The sequence below is a fragment of the Candidatus Obscuribacterales bacterium genome (assembly GCA_036703605.1).
Taxonomy (GTDB): Bacteria; Cyanobacteriota; Cyanobacteriia; order RECH01; family RECH01; genus RECH01.
This window is the reverse complement of the sequence record DATNRH010000034.1, coordinates 1-1163: the sequence shown is the minus strand read 5'-3', so window position 1 is coordinate 1163 and position 1163 is coordinate 1. Positions and strand designations below refer to the sequence as shown.

The following is a 1163-nucleotide window of genomic DNA, read 5'->3' as shown; positions in this document are numbered from 1 at the left end:
TAGGTAACAAACGTGCGCGGACATGGGTAACACTTCAAGGTGTTGGTCATGGGCTGGAGCACGATGAACCTTATGGAAGCACGGAAGCAGTTTATCTGGGATATTGAGCGTGGACACTTAGCTATAAGCGAAGTTTGCCGCCGTCATGGAATTAGCCGAAAAACAGGCTATAAATGGATCAAGCGCCATGAGATGGAGGGTGATGAGGCATTGGCGAATCAAAGTCGTAGACCAAAGAGCAGTCCGAAGAAGTCTTCTTTGGAGTTGGAGCAAGCGATTGTGGAGGTGCGCAAACAGCACCCTGTTTGGGGAGGGCGAAAGATCCGTAGGGTTTTGCGCAATGAAGGCATGGCAGCAGCCGATCTACCGGCAGCAAGCACCATCACCAATGTTCTTCGCAGGCATGGGCTTTTGGGTGATGGTATGCGGTCGGGCAGCCCAAACATCGAGCGATTTGAGCGCCCAAGCCCCAACGATTTGTGGCAAATGGACTTCAAAGGGCACTTTGCCACCAGTCGAAGCGGTCGATGCTACCCGTTGACCGTGCTGGATGATTGCTCGCGTTACAACCTGGTGCTGGAGGCCTGCCAAGGCGAGACGCGCAGCATCGTGCAAGCGGTCATGGAGCGCGCATTTGGTCGCTACGGTCTGCCTCGCCAGATCCTGTGCGATCACGGTAACCCTTGGGGTAAGGGCATGAGGCCGGACGGAGCTCCTTACGGCACGCCTGGCTTCGAGCTATGGCTATTGAGACTGGGCGTTGAAGTGATCCATGGCCGTGTGCGCCATCCTCAAACCCAAGGCAAGGAGGAGCGCTTTCACCGCACTTTGAAAGCCGAAGTCATCGACCAAAAGACCCAGTGGAAAGACCACCAAGCATGCCAAAAGGGCTTCGATGAGTGGCGTGAGATCTACAACCACAAGCGTCCACACGAGGCACTTGATGACGAGGTTCCGTCATCAAAATATCACCTTTCAATACGCTCCATGCCCTCAAAAGCTCCCAAGGCAGCAAACTACGAGTTGGAGGGCGATGAGGTAAGGCTGACGCGCAGTAAGGGTGAGATCACCTTCAAAAATGCCACCTATTACATCGGTCAGGGCTTTGTGGGTGAACCAATCTTTTTGCGCCAAGAGTCCGACGGAAGCTACGGGGTATATTA

Annotated in this window: 1 protein-coding gene; it reads left to right on the top strand. The window is 54.1% G+C overall.

Annotation, left to right across the window (positions count from 1 at the left end):
• Window positions 1-48 precede the first annotated feature (48 nt).
• A partial coding sequence (locus tag V6D20_00825; GenBank protein HEY9814341.1) for an IS481 family transposase occupies window positions 49-1163 on the top strand: 1115 nt, incomplete at its 3' end.